Source organism: Luteimonas padinae, assembly GCF_014652935.1.
GTDB classification, from domain to species: domain Bacteria; phylum Pseudomonadota; class Gammaproteobacteria; order Xanthomonadales; family Xanthomonadaceae; genus Luteimonas; species Luteimonas padinae.
Genome location: NZ_BMZT01000002.1, coordinates 26,267 through 41,790 on the forward strand (window position 1 = coordinate 26,267; position 15,524 = coordinate 41,790).

Sequence of the window (15,524 nt, forward strand, 5' to 3'; positions counted from 1 at the left end):
CCTCAGAAGCGTTCGCCGACGGGCAGGTAGCGCCACTGGCCGGCCGGCATCTTGGCCAGCGCCACCTTGCCGATGCGCAGGCGCCGGATCGCCACCACGTCCAGGCCCACCTGCGCGCACATGTGGCGCAGCTGGCCGCCCTGCACGCCCTTGATCGCGAAGCGCAGGCGCACCTCGTTCTGCCAGCTGACCTTGCAGGGGGGCAGGGCGCGGCCGCCGTAGGACAGGCCGTGCTGCAGCCGGGCCAGCCCGTAGGGCGCGATCTCGCCGGCGACCTCGACCACGAATTCCTGTTCGATGTCGTCGCGGTCCTCGGTCAGCCGCCGCCACACCCGGCCGTCCTGGGTCAGCACGATCAGGCCGCTGGCTTCGGCGTCGAGCGGCATCAGCGGCGTCAGGCGCTGGAAGTGGCGCTGCAGCAGGCGCACGCCCGAGGGGTCGTCGTCCCAGCGGCTGTCGCGATCCACCAGGTCGAGCGCCGGGCGCGGCCCGCTGATCGCGTCATGGCCCGCGGGCTTGTGCAGCAGGATGGTGGCGGGCTCGATCGCCTGCTGACGGGCGGCCGGATCCAGCACGATGGTTTCGCCGGTGACCGGGTGCGCCGGGTTCTCGACCACTCGTCCGTCGACCGAGACCCAGCCACCCTTGATGTACTGCTCGGCCTCGGTGCGCGAGCAGCCGGTGAGGGCGATGAGGCGTTTCGCCAGTCGTACCGGATCGGTCATGGGCCAGCGGTGTCGGGAGGGACGGGCAGTGTATCCGCCGGCGGGGTGCGGGCTTTGGATAGACTGCGCGCATGGACATCTCCCGCGACGCCGCGCACGGCGAGTACAAGATTCCCGGCGGCAAGCTGGTGGTGGTCGACCTGGCGGTGGCCGGCGGCCGGATCGCGGCCGTGCAGGTCAGCGGGGACTTCTTCCTCGAACCTGCCTCCGCGCTGGATTCGATCAATGCGGCCCTCGTCGGCCAGCCGGTCGATGCCGGCGAGGCCGCGCTGGCGGCCGCGGTCGCCGCGGCGCTGGATCCGGACGCGCAGCTGTACGGCATCACGCCCGAAGGCGTCGCGGTCGCGGTGCGTCGCGCGCTGGCCGCGCCCGGCGACGTCGCGGACGGCGAGGGCGGTGCATGAACACTCCCGTGCGCAGCGACTGGCGCGACCACGCCTGGCAGCTGGTGCATGCCGGGCCGCAGGCGCCCGCGCTGCACATGGCGCTGGACGACGTGATGCTCGACGACGTGGCCGCGGGCCTGCGGCCGCCGACGCTGCGGGTGTGGGAATGGGCCGGCCCGGCGGTGGTGATGGGCCGCTTCCAGTCGCTGCGCAACGAGGTCGACGCCGCGGCCGCGGCGCGCCACGGCATCGAAGTGGTGCGCCGGATCAGCGGCGGCGGCGCGATGTTCATCGAGCCGGGCAACACCATCACCTATTCGATCGTGGCCCCGGAATCGCTGGTGGCGGGCATGTCCTTCGAAGAGGCCTATGCCCACATGGACGCGTGGGTGATCGAGGCGCTGGCCGGCCTGGGCATCGAGGCCTGGTACCAGCCGCTCAACGACATCGCCTCGCCGGCCGGCAAGATCGCCGGCGCCGCGCAGACCCGGCGTCGCGGCGCGGTGCTGCACCACGTCACCATGGCCTACGACATCGATGCGGCGAAGATGCTGGACGTGCTGCGCATCGGCCGCGAGAAGCTGTCCGACAAGGGCACCACCAGCGCCGCGAAGCGCGTCGATCCGCTGCGCAGCCAGACCGGGCTGCCACGCGCGGAGGTGATCGAGCGCATGGTCGAGACGTTCCGGCGCCGTCACGGCGGGCTGGTGCATGGGCGCCTGCACGCGGACGAGCTGGGGCGCGCGCAGGCGCTGGCGCGCGAACGCTTCTCCACGCCCGGGTGGACCGCGCTGCTGCCGTAATGCGCGCGCGTGCCGTGCGGGCAGGCTGGCGACGGCCGCTAACCGGGAGTTCACGGCGGCGGCCGCATATGGGCATGACGACCGACCTGGAGCATGCCCATGACCCGCACCCTTCGCAGCACCGCCATCACGCTGGCCGCCGGCACGCTGCTGCTGGCCGGCTGCGCCAGCACCGGTGGCTATGGCGCACCGGGTGGCTACGGCTACCCGGACCAGCGCTATCCCGATCGCGGCTACCCGGACCAGGGCTACCCCGTGCCGGGCGGTCCGTCGCCATATGCCAGCCGCGTGCAGGGCACGGTCGACCGCATCGACACCGGCCGCGACCGCATCCTGCTCATGGTCGACGACCCGCGCAGCGGCCGCGGGCTGCAGCGCGAAGTGCGATACGACCAGCGCACGCGCCTCTTCTACCAGGGCCGCGAGAGCGCGGTGGAAGGGCTGGAGCGCGGCGACGTGGTGAGCATCGACATGGTCGAGTCGGGACGCGAGTGGTGGGCGCGTTCGATCGACGTGGTGCGCAACGTGCGCGACGGAGGCTACGGCGGCGGCTACGACCCGGGCTACGGCACCGGCGACACCCTGCGCGGCTCGGTCTCGCATGTGGACGCGCGCGCGCGGCTGATCCGGCTGGACGGTGCGGGCCATGGCGGCCGCGTGCACCTGGCCTACGACGACCGGACCACGGTCGAGTACCAGGGCCGGCGCTACCGGCCGGAGGACCTCGAGCGCGGCGACCTGGTGCGCGTGCAGGCGCGTCGACTCGGCCGCGACCAGTGGCTGGCGGAGCGCATCCTCGTCGAGCGTTCGGTCGGGTACTAGGCATCGCGGCCAGGCTGCGCGGATGAGCACGCGCCCCACCCGCGAGGGCATTCCCGCCAGCCGCCTGCAGCTTCCGCAGGGGCCGTGGGCCACCGTGTTCGAAGCGCTGTGCGCGCACTTCCCGCAGGTGTCGCCGGACGCTTGGCGCGACCGCTTCGAGCGTGGCCGAGTGCTGGATGCCGAAGGCCGCGAGCTGTCCGCCTCGGCCGCCTGCAGGCCGGGCGCGGAGGTGCACTACTTCCGCGAGGTCGCCGACGAGGCTCCCATCCCCTTCGTCGAAACCATCGTGCATGCCGATACGCACCTGGTGGTCGTCGACAAGCCGCACTTCCTCCCGGTCGCGCCCACCGGTGCCTGGGTGCGGGAGACGCTCCTGACCAGGCTGGTGCACCGGCTGGGCAACCCGGCGCTGGTGCCGCTGCACCGCATCGACCGCGAAACGGCCGGGCTGGTCATGTTTTCCGCCGATCCGGCCAGCCGCGGGCGCTACCAGGCGCTGTTCCGCGAGCGCCGGATCCGCAAGCGCTACCTCGCGCTGGCGCCGCCGCTGCCCGGCCTGGAATTTCCGCACGTGCGCCGCAGCCGGCTGGAACGCGGCGAGCCGTTCTTCAGGATGCGCGAGGTGCCCGGCGAGGCCGACAGCGAGAGCGTGGTCGAGGTGCTCGAGCGCGGCGACGGGGCCTGGCGCTACCGCCTGGAACCGGTGACCGGCCGCAAGCACCAGCTGCGCGTGCACATGGCAGCGCTGGGTGCGCCGATCCTCGGCGACCGCACCTATCCCGCGCTGCGGGAACGCGCCGCCGACGACTACGCCCATCCGCTGCAGCTGCTGGCGCACGCGCTGGACTTCGAGGATCCGCTGACCGGCGTCCCGCGCAGCTTCGTGGCGGCGCCGGGGCCGTGCGCGCTGCGACGTGCAGCGTCGGCGGCTTGATCGAGGGCCTGCGGCCGAGGCGCTTGGGGAAATCGGAGTCTGGGACGGCAGCGGTCCAGCGAAGTGCGCACATGATCGGGCAATTGCCGCGTCCACGCCGGGCCATCCCCGGCCACGCTAAGCTCCGGCGTCACGCCACGACTGGATTCCCCATGTTCCGCACCCCGCTGCCGTGCCGGCTCCCGTTTGCCCTCGCCGCCACGCTGCTGGTCGCATCATGTGCCATCACCGCGCCGGCTCCGGCGGCCGGGCCGACCCGCATCCAAGGCACGATCGCCTCCATCGACCTGCAGCCCTGGACCTACGACGGCCATGCCGTGGTCGAAGTCGATGCCGATGGCGGTGGTCGCGTGCCGGTCGCGCTGCCCGCGCGCTGGAATCTTTGCAGGGCCGCGGCCGTGGAAGTCGAGGCGCTTGCCGTGGGCATGCGCGTGGACGTCGTGGGCGAGGCGTCCGGGGAGGGCGAAGTGGTGGTCTGCACTGATCCAGCGCACCGGCTGACGCCTGCAGCAGGCGTGGGATCCAAGCGGTGAACCGGCGCTGATGCCGCGCAGTGCCGCCGCTGTGCGGCGAAGGTACTCACGCGCCAGTCGCGCGTCGCCCGCTAGCGTGCGTGGCCATGAAGACCGTTTCCGATCCGCGCCGGGCGCACCCGCGCAGCGGCGCCCTGACCCGCACCTTCCTCGCCCACGTCGACGCCCCGGACTTCCCCTGCGTGGGGTCGAAGGCGGCCCTCGCGCGTGATGCCATCGAGACCCTCGAACTCGGTCGTCTCGGCGATCGCCGCAACGACGCCGGACTGCTCGATGCGCTGGCTGCGTTCGGCGCCGGGCTCGACGCCGGCGATGGCGACGACTCCACGGTGCGCTCGTTCGTCGCGCTGTTCGACGGCCCCGTCGACACCGGTGAACAGCGCTTCGAAGCGCTGCTCTGGTCGCAGCTGCAGCGGCTGCACGAGCTGGACGCAGGCCGGGGGAGCCGCTGGGCGCCGGACGTCAGTGCCGATCCGGCCGACCCGCGCTTCAGCCTGAGCCTCGCCGGGCATCCATTCTTCGTGATCGGGCTGCATGCGGGAGCGTCGCGCACGGCGCGCCGCCTGCCGTCGCCGGCGCTGGTCTTCAACTCCCATCGCCAGTTCGACCGCCTTCGCGCCGACGGCCGCTACGCGAAGATGCAGGCGGCCACGCGCGAGCGTGACATCGCCCTGCAGGGGTCGATCAATCCCAACCTGGCCGACCATGGCGAAGCCTCGGAGGCCCGGCAGTACAGCGGGCGCGCCGTCGACGCCGACTGGATCTGCCCGTTCCGGCCGAGGGCGCGGCGTTGACCCGCGCGGCGGACGCGGTGCCCGTGGAGCGTATCCCGCCCTGTTCCGGCCGCGCGATCGAACTCGACGCCGGCGATGAGCTGGTCGTGATCGATCCGATGGGCCAGCAGGTCAGCGACCTGACGGCCTTCGCGCGTGACGACCTCGACGAGTACCTCTCGTCGGGGCGCTCGATCGATTACGCCGCCAAGCTGTGGCTGAGCACCGGCGACGTGCTGTACTCCAATCGCAGTCGGCCGATGTTCACCATCGCCGAAGACACCTGCGGACGCCACGACTTCACCCTGACGCCGTGCTCGAAGGAGATGTTCGAAAAGCTCTACGACGAACGGCCTGGCCGTCCGGGCTGCGAGGGCAACCTCGCGACGGCACTGGCGCCATGGGGTATCGGACGCGACCGGGTGCCAGTGGCCTTCAACATCTTCATGCACGTCGCCATGGACCCCGCCACCGGCGCCGTTGCCGTGCTTCCACCGCTCAGCCGCGCCGGCGACCATGTCCGCCTGCGCGCGGAAATGCCGCTGGTGGTGGCGATGACGGCCTGTTCGGCGGGCCAGTCGAACAATTTCAGCTACAAGCCGATCGACTTCCGGGTGGAGCGCGCCGTCGCGCGCGCCTGACCGGCGACCGCGGCCTCCGTCGCGGTCGCGCACTGCGTGGCTTCAGCTCCCGTCGTACAGCCGCTGGCAGGTGTCGCACCAGAACGCGCGGCGCCTGGCCTGGCCGAGGTGCTTGCGATACGACAGGCGGGTGCCGTCGCGCGGGCAGGTCGTCTTCGCATGAACCTGGCAGTGCTTTTTCAGCTCGAACGCCTGCTTCCAGCGGTAGAAGTCGAAGCTGTATTCGCGCGCCTGGGTGACCAGCTCACCCAGCTTGCGGGGCGGCAGCGCGCCCACCGGGCTTTCCGGGTGCACGCGGATGCGATGCAGTACCTCGTTCTTGATGATGTTGCCGACGCCGGCGAACACGTCCTGGTCGAGCAGCGTGTCGGCGGCGATCACCCCGGGCTCGGCGCGCAGCTTGCGACGCGCGGCGGCGGCGTCCCATGCGTCGGCCATGACGTCGGCGCTCCAGTCGTAGTGGGCGTCGAGGTCGCCCTCGAGGAAGCGCACCGAACAGGCATAGAAGTTCAGCGTCTCGCCCTTGCTGAAGCCGAGCGACAGCCGTGGCGGACGCTCGCGTTCTTCATCGATGCGCCAGCTGCCGAACAGCAGGAAGTGGATGCGCAGGCCGAAGCCGTCGAACTGCAGCAGGAAATGCTTTCCCCAGCTGCACACGGCCAGGACCTTGCGCCCCTGCATGCGCGCGATGTCCTGCGTACTGTTGCCCGAGACCCGCAGGACCTTGCGACCTGCGAACTTCGCCGCGGCCTCGCGGAGGATGACGATGGAAGGGCCTTCGGGCATGTCCGCAGTATCGGCGTGGCCGATGAGGCATGCGTCAACGCGAGCCGTGTGAAGGTGCGCGAGCGTCCTTGCGGGGACTGTTCATCGTCGTCGCGGCGCGGATAACGGCGGCTTCACGCCTCACGAATCCACCGGCTGGTGTTCTGGTTGTCCCCACCGCAACAAGTCCCAGGAGACCTCCATGCTCGGACGACTCATCAAGCTCGGCGTCGTCGCCGGTGCCGGTTACGCCGCCTGGAAGGCGCTTTCGAAACAGCCGCCGAAGCAGTCCTTCTTCCAGCAGGCGCTGCAGTCGGGCATCGCCGACGTCGCCGCGGCGCAGTCGGCCCAGCTGCGCGCGGCCTCGGCGGACGTGCGCGCGTTCGCGCAGCAGCTGGAGCACGACCACGGCGGGCATAACCGCGACCTTGCCGACGCGTCGGGCCTGGGCCTGCCCGAACCGGACGACCGCCAGCTTGCTGACCTGCACGCGATCGACCTGCTGCAGGGCGAGGCCTATGACCGCGCCTGGCTGAAGTACATGTCGAAGTGCCATCGCAGGACCATCCGCCTGTACGAGCGCGAGGTCGAACAGGGTGGCGCGGGCGGACCACTGGCCGAGGAAGTGCTGCCCAGGCTTCGGGCCCACGCCGAGCGTATTGGCCAGCTGCAGGCGCCGGCGGCGGGGGACGACGCCGATGCGGTCGTCGCGTCTGCTGAGCCGACGGAAGCGGCCGGCCACGACGGGCCGCGCGCGGTGATGTAACGGCTGCGGCGGCATCGGAGGACGGCTTCGAGGTCGCGGAGGTGGACTACGGCAGCATCGGCGTCAACGCCCGCTTCAACTTCGGACGCAGCAGCCCGGTCTACGCCCTGGTGCGCGCCGGATACTGGAGCGCCGAGGAGAAGGGCGACTACGGCATGGACGTCGACGGCGGCTACTTCGGGCTCGGCCTGGGCGTCGACATCAACCGCCACGTCAACCTCGGCCTGACCTACACGAACTACGTGTACTTCGACAGCTACTACTGGGGCGATGGGTACTACGAGGTCAACCGTGCCGACACCCTGATGTTCGGCGCCGAAGTCCGGTTCTGAGGGGGGCGGCGGGCCTGGTGACGGGCCCGCCGCGCGGCGGGGCCGCGCCCGCCTCGATCAGGCCGCGGTCAACCGGGCCAGGAACACCAGCATCGTCGCCACCAGCGCCGCCGAGGCGATGCCCTCGACGCTGCTGGTGTCGACCGCCGTCGTCCACGTGCAGGCCCACCGCGCCGATGAAGAAGGTGAGCACGCTGAGGACCACGAACATGCGCAGCGGCGCGATGTGCCGCGCGCGGTGGCCGGCGAGCTAGTTGATCGCCACCTCGCCCGGCGACCACAGGTCGCGCAGAGTGCGGAACACGCGCCCGTCGAGATGCCAGAAGGCCTCGCAGAACTCCTCGACCGCGTGGCCGAGGGGCCGGATCGGGTTGTGCACGGATTGCCCGCAGGCGTGGCAGAACTCGGCATGCAGGGGGGGAGCAGTTCTCGCAGTGGGCGGGTGAGTCGTGGGCGCCGGTATCGACGGCTGTCTGCTCACGCTGGATGGTTCCCCGGTTCGCGGCCGCCAAGGTTACGGGCGGCCGGGCTCGGGCACCAGTGCGCGCTGCCTGCAGCGGGCCCTGTCTTCGCTATCTCTCGGCCAGGATGCTGCCGCCGGCGTAGTGGCCACGCTGGTACAGGAAGGCATCGATCTCGCCCACCGTGTTTGGCTCGTAGACGGTCTTGACCGGAGTGGCCGCGCCGGTGCTCGGGTTCACGTAGTACTCCGTGGGCGGCCGGGTGGTGTCGCTGCCCAGCTTGCCGGGATCACCTTCGTAGCCGTCGATGACCTTGTGGAGGTTGTTGTTCAGGTCTTCCAGCGTGCCCCGGGGGAGGCCGTTGATCCAATCCACGAAGGCCTCGCCATCTTCCGGCTTGTCGAGGTCGTAGCCCTTGTGCGTCGCGTACTCCTGCAGCACCAGCATCGAACTGTAGCCATCGCCGCTGAAGTCGGAGAGCACCTCGGCGGCGTCGGCATCGAAGCCCATCGATGCCAGGAAGCCGCGGCTTGCATCCTCCACTTCGCCCTCCGCGGCCTTCGCGCGGTGGACGTTGAGTCCGAAGCTGGCCGCGGCGGCGATCAGGCCGATGCCCACGCCCACCGGGCCGGCCCAGGAGCTGGTGCCGAGCAGCGCGAGCGCGCCGCCGCCCACGCCGGCAAGGCCGATGCCGGCCTGCGCCAGGTCGCCCTCGGACAGGCTGTCGGCCACGCCCACCAGGCCAAGCCCGATGCCGACGCCGCCAAGCACCTTACCCAGCGTGCTGCTGGCCGAGAAGCGGCTCCACGGGCTGGACTCGGGAATCGCGCCCAAGCCGGTGGCGAGGTCGCCAGTGGCGACCGCCAGGCCTGCGGAATCGGCCAGCACCCTGACACCGGACTCCAGCGAGGGATCGTCGATGAGGCCGGTCGTGGATCCCCACAGCGACGCCACGCCCGCCGCCACGCCGATGCCGCGGAACACCTGGCCCAGCGGCTGCGCGCGATCGAAGGCATCGAGTTTGTCGAGGCTGTCGTTGAGCTGGCGCAGCCGGGTGTCGACATCGGCCTGCGACAGGGTTTCCCCGTTCTGCGGCAGGATGCGCTGCAGTTCGTTCACCGCCGCGTCGAGGTCGCCGAGCTGCGATGGATCCAGGCCCAGTGCGGTGGCGATCGCGGGATTGCGCAGGGTGGATATCTGCGAACGCGCGTTGGCCAGGGCCTCGGGATCGGCGGGATCGATATTGGCCAGCGTGCCCAGCACGTTGTTCTGTACATGGGCGGAGGCGAGCGCCTTGACCACCTTCTGGCCGCTGTTGCCCAGCTTCAGGGCGTCGGCGAAGCCCACCATTTCCGGCAGGTCGAGGCCCTGGATGGCTTCGGGATCGGTGCTGGCGGCGGTGGCGATGGCGTAGCCCGTCTCCGGGTCCTCGAGCAGCGACTTGATGCGCGCGCTGGCGTCGTCGCCGTACGCATCCTTGATGCCCGGAGGAAGGTCGCGCAGCGCATCGATCTGCTGCAGCAGCGCCCCGCCGTGCTCCGCGACCTCGCCCTGCAGCCGGTCGTGCTCCTCCTGCCAGCCGGGATTGGCCTTGGCGTAGTCCTCGATTGCCTTCTGCAGCATCTCCGGAGACGCGCCGGCACCCAGGTTCTGCAGCATCCAGTTGAGTTCGGAAGTGTGTTCGGAGTACGCCTCGATGGCGGGCTCCACCTTCTTCTCCACGTAGTCATCGAGCGCCTTGTCGATGTTGCCGGTGAACATGTCGAGCTCGTGCTCGCCGAAGCGCGTTTCGACCATGTCGGCCATGTGCAGGTACAGGGGCAGGCCGATGCCTTCGTCGCGCAGCGGCGCCATCAGAGATTCGTTCGCCGGGCCGGTGGCGTCGAACATCACGTCGGCGATGCGGGTCAGCAGGCTGTCGCCCTGGCGCGTGCCGGCCACGCGGTCGGCCACGGTGGCCAGCGAGGCCAGTGCCGCTTCGCCCTCGGCGCTGTGGACGGTGCCGGGGAAGAAGCCGATGTCGTCCATGCGTCCGGCGATCGGCTCCAGCGCCTGGTCGACGATGGCCGCTGCGGCTTCGGGGTCGAGGTCCGCGGTCATCTGCTCCAGTCGCGCGGTCGCTTCCTTGATCGCGTCGAACTGCTCGCGGTCGCTGAGGTCGTCGAAGCCCTCCAGCGCATTTTCCACGTAGTCCGTGGCGGCGCTGGAGCGGGTCGGGATGCCGGCTTCGCGCAGCAGCTGGTCGCTGCGTCCGGGCAGGGATTCCGGAGTGATGCCGGCATCGCCGATGCCGCCCACGCCGTCGACGTAGTCCTGCACCGTCTGGTAGGCCTCCAACCGCTCCGCCGGGGTGGCGCCTTCCAGCGTGACGCCGCGGGTGACGGTGGTGTTTGCGTGGAGCGCCTGGTCAACGGCCGCCACGACTTCGGAATCGAAGCGCGTGGGAATCCCGGCCCGTTCCAGGGTTCCTATCGCGTTGCCTTCCAGGGTGGCGGCGTCGATGCCGGTGAAGTCGCCGCCGCTGGCGACGGCGTCGTAGTACGCCTGGACTTCCTGGTAGGCCTGGGTGAGTTCCTTCTGGCCGATATCGGGGTCGACCACCTTGTTGACTGCCGCCTCCACGTCCTTGTTGACGCCTTCGGGAACCTTGGCTTTCTCGGCCGCGGGGGGCGGCGGTGGCGGCGGTGGCGGCGGCGGTGGGGGAGGCGGGATCCTGGGAAGGATGTCGACCGGACGGTTCATGCGGTGGTCCCGGAAACGTGTCTGCGACCATGGTCGTGGCGCGCGGGCGGTGTGCCAATCTAGGGTTCGCCCCACCGGCGACGCTATCCATGGCGGGGGAGCGGTTGCTAGGCTGGGCCGCCACCGGAATGCGGACGAGCGACATGAACAGGCGGGAATTCATCACGAACGCCGCAGCTGCAGGTTTGTTGCTGCCACTTGCAGGCGGCTTAGGTGGCCACGCGTTCGCGGCATCGCGCAGCCGCCTGCTGCCGGTGCCGCTCCGCAAGGGCGATACCGTGGCCCTGGTCAGCCCCTCGTCCGCCACCGACGAACGCATCAATCTGCAGCTCCCACGGGAAGTCATGGAGGCGCTCGGCTTCAAAGTGAAGACCGGCGCGCACTACGGATCGCGCTACGGCCACCTCGCCGGCACCGACGCCGAGCGTGCGGGGGACATCAACACCGCCTTTGCCGACCCGGAGGTCCGGGCCGTGATCGCCCTGCGTGGCGGTTCCGGCGCGGCGCGGCTGCTGCCGCTGCTCGACTACGAGGCCATCCGCGCCAACCCCAAGGCCCTGCTCGGCTACTCCGACATCACCGCGCTGCATTGCGCGATCCACGCGCAGACCGGCCTGGTCACCTTCCACGGCCCCAACGGCACCGGCAGCTGGAACCGCTTCAACGCCGACCAGTTCCGCCGCGTCTTCTTCGAGCGCGAACTGGTGGAATACCGCAATCTGGTGGAAGCCGGCGACGAACTGGTGGCGCGTCGCAACCGCACGCTCACCATCACCGGTGGCCGCGCACGGGGCGAACTGGTGGGCGGCAACCTGGCGGTGCTCAGCGCGCTGGCGGGCTCGCCCTACCTTCCGGACTTCCGCGGCAGGATCCTGTTCCTGGAGGACGTGTCCGAGGCGCCGTACCGCGTCGACCGCATGCTCACCACGCTCAAGCTGATGGGCGCGCTGGACGGCATCGCCGGCTTCATCTTCGGCGAATGCACCGACTGCGATCCGGGCGGCGGCTACGGCTCGCTCACCCTCGACCAGATCTTCGACGACCACATCCGGCCGCTGGGCGTGCCCGCGTACCGCGGCGCGATGATCGGGCACATCCGCCAGCAATTCATCGTGCCGGTGGGCGGCCGGGTGGAGATGGATGCCGATGCCGGGAGCTTCCGTCTGCTGGAGCCGGTGTTCCAGGCGGGGTAGCGCGCTACTGCGCTACAGGGCGGTTACTCGCTGTCCTTCGTGGCAGCCGCAGGCATAGGCAGGGCCGCGTCGATGTCGCAGTCCAGCGTCCAGGCGACATCGCGGCCTCCGGCGTCACGCGCAAGGTGGAAATGTGCGGACATGCCGGGCCCGAAGCCGCCGCGCTCCTCCGTCGCATCGCCGCCGGGCGGAGCGAAGGGAATGATGTAAAGGCCGCTGGCGTCGATCACGCGGCGTGCCTTCGCGCCGCCCAGGTCGCCGACATCGGCGATGCGGCCGCCGCGTCCCAGCAGCGGCTGGTCGAATCGCAGCAGCAGGTCGACCCGTGCCTGCGGCCGTCCCGGCAGCACCAGGGTGCCTCCGGTGACCAGCAGATCGGGCCAGGTCTCGCCGTTTTCCGGAAGCTCCTCGTAGGCCGCGTGCGGCAGGCCCGCGTGCGCGCCCGTGGCGATGGCGTCCAGCGCGGCGGCCAGCGCCAGGAAGTTGAGCTTGCGCAGTCGCTGCTTCTGCACGTCGCCCTCGATGCCGCCGGATTCGATCAGGATCGTGGACACGCCGGCCTTCGCGGTGAGGTCGCCGAAGGCGCGCGGATTGAAGGTGTCGTCCCACTTCGCGATGTGGCCGGCGATCCGGGGCTCGAGCGCGGCGCGGATCGCCACCGCCACTTCGATGGCGCGTGCGCGGCTGGCGTCCACCTCGCGCGCCTCGTTGAAGGCGGGGGCGAGCAGGGCGATGGCGGTGCCGCGGTCGGAATCGCCGGCGCGGTAGCCGACGTGCTGGTCGTGCAGGTTGAAGCCGAAGGCCGGCCGCACGCGCTCGCGCAGTCCGTGCAGGGCGCGGCCTTCCGGCGTGGCCAGGGCGCGGGCGTCGCGGTTGACGTCGACGCCCTGGGCGTTGCGGCGCTGGAAGCGCGCCGCGCCGTCGGGGTTCACGATCGGCATGAAGTGCAGGGTGGTGCCGCTGCGCAGGCGCCGGACCAGCGGGTCGTCGGGGTGTTCGCCCAGGAAGCGCAGCAGGTCGGCCAGCGCCATCGATGCCGTGCTCTCGTCGCCGTGCATCTGCGACCACAGCAGCACGCGCGTGTCGCCTTCGCCCCAGGCCACGTGGCGCAGCGGGCGGCCTTCGGCGCTGCTGCCGATGGTTTCCACCGTGAAGCCGCGCTTGCGGGATGCCAGAGGCAGGGCGATGTCCCACCACGCCTCCGGCTGGAACCGGCGGTCATCCAGGCCGTCGACGCGGAGGCCGGCGTCATACAGTGCCTCGAGCCCGTCCAGCCAGTCCGGCGGCGGGGGCGTCGCGGTCGCGGCGGTGGCCGGCAGCATCGACAGCGAAAGCAGGAGGATCAGGGCAAGGCGCATCGCAAGGCTCCAGGTGCGGGCGGGGCTGTAGCATGGCCCCCATGTCGATCATCCTCACCGATTTCGCCCGCGCCCGTCTGTTCCCCCGCGAGCCGCGTCGCAACACCATCCAGGACTGCACGCCGGAGCAGTTCGAGCGCCATCTCAACGAAGTGCCGCCGCTGAAGGTCCTCGACGGCTATGCGCCGTTCTGCAAGCTGCACGTGCACCGCAACTGGACCTCGACCCGCTGCCTCTCAGTGCCCATCACCGACGCCAACCGCCACCTGCTGCGCTCGGCCTACGAGGCGCGCAGCCGCGATGAACTGCCGGTGCTGGTGCGCTGGTTCGAAGGCCTGGAGCCGCCGGTGGCCGAGTACCTTGTCGTCATCCTCTACAGCCGCGAGCAGATGGCGAAGGAGGGCACGCCGATCGACGCCGACTGGGGCGTGGTCGGCTGCATGTACACCGCCGAACCCGAGGAAACGCCGATGGCGCCGATCACGATGATGCGCAATGCGCTGGGCGTGGAGGAGGGCGGGTCGGGGGTGCCGATCGACCGCGAGGCCTACCGCCGCGCCGTGGAGTTCTGGGACGCGCACGCCAACTGGCGCGGCTGACGGTCCGCGCGCCGGCAGGGCCCGCAGCGGCCGGCAGCCGATGTGATCCGGCTGCGCCTCGGCTAAGGTGGGCTCCGGTCAACCGGGGAGGCGGCACGATGTGGCAGCGGACGTGGTCCAGGCGCGAGGTTCTGGCGTCGATGGCGGCAGGGGCCGCCTGCATGGCGCTGCCGGGAATGGCCGGCGCGCGGGGGACGCCGGCGGCTGGCGCGGGCGTGCTGCTGCGTGACGTGCGCCTGGTCGACGGCAGCGGCGCGCCCGCGCGAAGCACCGACGTGCTGGTGCACGGCGACACCATCGCGCGCGTCGGTCGGGTGCGCGCCCGCGACGCGCACGGACTGCGCGTGGTCGAGGGTGGTGGTCGCGTGCTGGCGCCGGGCTTCATCGACCTGCACACCCACGGCGACCCGCTGGAGGTGGCGTTCACGCCGTTCCTCGCGATGGGGGTGACCACGGTGGTGCTGGGTCAGGACGGCGGCAGCCCCGCGCTGCCGGGCACTGCGCGCGACTCGGGCAGCCTCCCGGCCTGGATGGACGCGGTCGAGGCCGCGGCGCCGGGCCTCAACGTCGCGACGCTGTCCGGCCACGGCGCGCTGCGCCGCCGCGCCGGCATCGACGACGGCACGCGCCGGCCTTCGGACACGCAGCTGGAGCGGCTGCAGGCGGTGCTCGACGCCGACCTGCGCGCCGGCGCCTTCGGCCTGTCGACCGGACTGGAATACGTGCCCGGCCGCTACGCGGAGATGCGCGAACTGGCCTCGCTCGGGCCGGTGGTCGCGCGCGCCGATGGCGTGGTGATGAGCCACATGCGTTCGGAGGATGCCGGCGACGTGCGCGCCTCGATCGACGAACTCATGCAGGCCGCGGGGCCGGCGCGCGCACACGTCTCCCACCTGAAAGTGGTGTACGGCCAGGGCGAAGCCGCCGCGGAGGAGCTGCTGGCCTTCCTGCGCGGGCTGCGCGGCGCCGGCAACAGCCCGACCGCCGACGCCTATCCCTACGAGGCCAGCTACACCGGCATCGGCATCCTGTTCCCGGAGTGGGCACTGCCGCCAAACGACTATCCGGCGGTGGTGGCCGCGCGCGGCGACGAGCTGCGCGCGCACCTGGCGGCGCGGATGGAGCAGCGCAACGGCCCTGGCGCCCTGCTGTTCGGCACCGGGCCGCACGCCGGCCGCAGGCTGGCGCAGGTGGCGGAGGCCGAGGGCCGGCCCTTCGTCGAGGTGCTGGTGGCGCTGGGGCCGGGCGGCGGCCAGGCCGCGCATTTCGTCATGGACCGCGCGCTGCAGGACCGTCTGCTGCTGGAGCCCTTCGTCGCGATCGCCAGCGACGGCTCGCCCGGCGGCAGCCATCCGCGCGGCGCGGGCACCTTCGCGAAGTGGATCGAGGCCTTCGCCACCGGCGACGCGCGCGTGCCGCTGGAAGAGGCGGTGCGCAAGGCGACCTCGCTGCCGGCGTCGATCCTCGGCCTGCGCGACCGCGGCCTGGTGCGCGAAGGCGCGAAGGCGGACCTGCTGCTGTTCGATCCCGAGCGCGTGCGCGCCCGCGCCGACTACGTGGATCCCACGGCGATGGCCGAGGGCTTCGACCTGGTGCTGGTGAACGGACAGTCCGCCTTCGAGGACGCCGCCGCCGGTGCGAATGCCGGCCGCCTGCTGCGGCGCGGTGCCACGCCCGCGGGCGCCTGAGCC

17 protein-coding genes are annotated in these 15,524 nt (G+C 71.3%); 12 read left to right on the forward strand and 5 right to left on the reverse strand.

Features of this window, described 5'->3' with window-relative positions:
- Window positions 1-2: 2 nt before the first annotated feature.
- Window positions 3-725 carry an rRNA pseudouridine synthase gene (locus IE168_RS01960; RefSeq protein ID WP_189494646.1) on the reverse strand — a complete coding sequence of 241 codons (723 nt, stop codon included), beginning with the start codon at window positions 723-725 and terminating at the stop codon, window positions 3-5.
- A 71-nt stretch (window positions 726-796) separates the two neighbouring features.
- Here IE168_RS01960 and lplB point away from each other — a divergent pair, with 71 nt between their 5' ends.
- The 7 genes from lplB to IE168_RS01995 all read left to right on the forward strand — a co-directional run bounded on the left by lplB (window position 797) and on the right by IE168_RS01995 (window position 5,617).
- The gene (lplB, locus tag IE168_RS01965; RefSeq protein WP_189494648.1) at window positions 797-1,129 is read left to right on the forward strand and encodes a lipoate-protein ligase small subunit; all 333 of its coding nucleotides are present in this window, start codon (window positions 797-799) and stop codon (window positions 1,127-1,129) included.
- The gene (locus IE168_RS01970; protein WP_189494652.1) at window positions 1,126-1,914 is read left to right on the forward strand and encodes a lipoate--protein ligase family protein; all 789 of its coding nucleotides are present in this window, start codon (window positions 1,126-1,128) and stop codon (window positions 1,912-1,914) included. Before lplB ends, IE168_RS01970 begins: the two co-directional genes overlap by 4 nt.
- A 99-nt stretch (window positions 1,915-2,013) precedes the next feature.
- Window positions 2,014-2,736 (forward strand): DUF5666 domain-containing protein, encoded by a 723-nt coding sequence (locus IE168_RS01975; RefSeq protein WP_189494655.1) that lies wholly within the window; start codon window positions 2,014-2,016, stop codon window positions 2,734-2,736.
- Window positions 2,737-2,758: 22 nt separating this feature from the next.
- Window positions 2,759-3,670, forward strand: a complete 912-nt coding sequence (locus IE168_RS01980; RefSeq protein WP_189494660.1) for a pseudouridine synthase — start codon at window positions 2,759-2,761, stop codon at window positions 3,668-3,670.
- A 152-nt stretch (window positions 3,671-3,822) separates the two neighbouring features.
- Complete coding sequence (locus IE168_RS01985; protein WP_229823010.1) at window positions 3,823-4,203, forward strand: hypothetical protein; 381 nt, start codon at window positions 3,823-3,825, stop codon at window positions 4,201-4,203.
- A gap of 86 nt (window positions 4,204-4,289) precedes the next feature.
- Window positions 4,290-4,997: a guanitoxin biosynthesis heme-dependent pre-guanitoxin N-hydroxylase GntA gene (gene gntA / locus IE168_RS01990; protein WP_189494663.1), complete on the forward strand. Its 708-nt coding sequence runs from the start codon at window positions 4,290-4,292 to the stop codon at window positions 4,995-4,997.
- Between the two features lie 23 nt (window positions 4,998-5,020).
- On the forward strand, window positions 5,021-5,617 hold the full coding sequence (locus tag IE168_RS01995) for a DUF1989 domain-containing protein (protein WP_229823012.1): 597 nt from the start codon (window positions 5,021-5,023) through the stop codon (window positions 5,615-5,617).
- A 42-nt stretch (window positions 5,618-5,659) separates the two neighbouring features.
- Here the strand turns inward: IE168_RS01995 and IE168_RS02000 are convergent, their stop codons facing one another.
- Entirely contained in the window at window positions 5,660-6,403 is a 744-nt protein-coding gene (locus IE168_RS02000; RefSeq protein ID WP_189494666.1) for a DNA-formamidopyrimidine glycosylase family protein, read from the reverse strand.
- Between the two features lie 181 nt (window positions 6,404-6,584).
- Here IE168_RS02000 and IE168_RS02005 point away from each other — a divergent pair, with 181 nt between their 5' ends.
- Window positions 6,585-7,148: a DUF4142 domain-containing protein gene (locus IE168_RS02005; protein ID WP_189494668.1), complete on the forward strand. Its 564-nt coding sequence runs from the start codon at window positions 6,585-6,587 to the stop codon at window positions 7,146-7,148.
- A 41-nt stretch (window positions 7,149-7,189) separates the two neighbouring features.
- Complete coding sequence (locus tag IE168_RS02010) at window positions 7,190-7,480, forward strand: hypothetical protein (RefSeq protein WP_189494670.1); 291 nt, start codon at window positions 7,190-7,192, stop codon at window positions 7,478-7,480.
- Window positions 7,481-7,730: 250 nt separating this feature from the next.
- Here the strand turns inward: IE168_RS02010 and IE168_RS14790 are convergent, their stop codons facing one another.
- Both IE168_RS14790 and IE168_RS02015 read right to left on the reverse strand, forming a co-directional pair.
- Entirely contained in the window at window positions 7,731-7,859 is a 129-nt protein-coding gene (locus IE168_RS14790; protein ID WP_386660146.1) for a hypothetical protein, read from the reverse strand.
- A gap of 193 nt (window positions 7,860-8,052) precedes the next feature.
- Window positions 8,053-10,683, reverse strand: coding sequence for a hypothetical protein (locus tag IE168_RS02015; protein WP_189494672.1), 2,631 nt, complete (start codon window positions 10,681-10,683; stop codon window positions 8,053-8,055).
- Between the two features lie 143 nt (window positions 10,684-10,826).
- Here IE168_RS02015 and IE168_RS02020 point away from each other — a divergent pair, with 143 nt between their 5' ends.
- Window positions 10,827-11,876: a S66 peptidase family protein gene (locus tag IE168_RS02020; RefSeq protein WP_189494675.1), complete on the forward strand. Its 1,050-nt coding sequence runs from the start codon at window positions 10,827-10,829 to the stop codon at window positions 11,874-11,876.
- Between the two features lie 23 nt (window positions 11,877-11,899).
- Here the strand turns inward: IE168_RS02020 and IE168_RS02025 are convergent, their stop codons facing one another.
- The gene (locus IE168_RS02025) at window positions 11,900-13,234 is read right to left on the reverse strand and encodes a M14 family zinc carboxypeptidase (RefSeq protein WP_189494678.1); all 1,335 of its coding nucleotides are present in this window, start codon (window positions 13,232-13,234) and stop codon (window positions 11,900-11,902) included.
- A 41-nt stretch (window positions 13,235-13,275) separates the two neighbouring features.
- Here IE168_RS02025 and IE168_RS02030 point away from each other — a divergent pair, with 41 nt between their 5' ends.
- Both IE168_RS02030 and IE168_RS02035 read left to right on the forward strand, forming a co-directional pair.
- Window positions 13,276-13,833 carry a DUF3228 family protein gene (locus IE168_RS02030; RefSeq protein WP_189494681.1) on the forward strand — a complete coding sequence of 186 codons (558 nt, stop codon included), beginning with the start codon at window positions 13,276-13,278 and terminating at the stop codon, window positions 13,831-13,833.
- Between the two features lie 161 nt (window positions 13,834-13,994).
- The gene (locus IE168_RS02035) at window positions 13,995-15,521 is read left to right on the forward strand and encodes an N-acyl-D-amino-acid deacylase family protein (RefSeq protein ID WP_189494684.1); all 1,527 of its coding nucleotides are present in this window, start codon (window positions 13,995-13,997) and stop codon (window positions 15,519-15,521) included.
- The last annotated feature ends 3 nt before the right edge of the window (window positions 15,522-15,524 follow it).

Bases quoted from the DNA above. Each gene is read 5' to 3' on its own strand.
- IE168_RS01970 (WP_189494652.1), top strand. From the start codon at position 1,126: ATGAACACTCCCGTGCGCAGCGACTGGCGCGACCACGCCTGGCAGCTG.
- IE168_RS01985 (WP_229823010.1), top strand. From the start codon at position 3,823: ATGTTCCGCACCCCGCTGCCGTGCCGGCTCCCGTTTGCCCTCGCCGCC.
- IE168_RS02035 (WP_189494684.1), top strand. From the start codon at position 13,995: ATGGCGCTGCCGGGAATGGCCGGCGCGCGGGGGACGCCGGCGGCTGGC.
- gntA (WP_189494663.1), top strand. From the start codon at position 4,290: ATGAAGACCGTTTCCGATCCGCGCCGGGCGCACCCGCGCAGCGGCGCC.
- IE168_RS02025 (WP_189494678.1), bottom strand. From the start codon at position 13,234: ATGCGCCTTGCCCTGATCCTCCTGCTTTCGCTGTCGATGCTGCCGGCC.
- lplB (WP_189494648.1), top strand. From the start codon at position 797: ATGGACATCTCCCGCGACGCCGCGCACGGCGAGTACAAGATTCCCGGC.
- IE168_RS02020 (WP_189494675.1), top strand. From the start codon at position 10,827: ATGAACAGGCGGGAATTCATCACGAACGCCGCAGCTGCAGGTTTGTTG.
- IE168_RS02015 (WP_189494672.1), bottom strand. From the start codon at position 10,683: ATGAACCGTCCGGTCGACATCCTTCCCAGGATCCCGCCTCCCCCACCG.
- IE168_RS01975 (WP_189494655.1), top strand. From the start codon at position 2,014: ATGACCCGCACCCTTCGCAGCACCGCCATCACGCTGGCCGCCGGCACG.
- IE168_RS01960 (WP_189494646.1), bottom strand. From the start codon at position 725: ATGACCGATCCGGTACGACTGGCGAAACGCCTCATCGCCCTCACCGGC.
- IE168_RS02005 (WP_189494668.1), top strand. From the start codon at position 6,585: ATGCTCGGACGACTCATCAAGCTCGGCGTCGTCGCCGGTGCCGGTTAC.
- IE168_RS02000 (WP_189494666.1), bottom strand. From the start codon at position 6,403: ATGCCCGAAGGCCCTTCCATCGTCATCCTCCGCGAGGCCGCGGCGAAG.
- IE168_RS02030 (WP_189494681.1), top strand. From the start codon at position 13,276: ATGTCGATCATCCTCACCGATTTCGCCCGCGCCCGTCTGTTCCCCCGC.
- IE168_RS01980 (WP_189494660.1), top strand. From the start codon at position 2,759: ATGAGCACGCGCCCCACCCGCGAGGGCATTCCCGCCAGCCGCCTGCAG.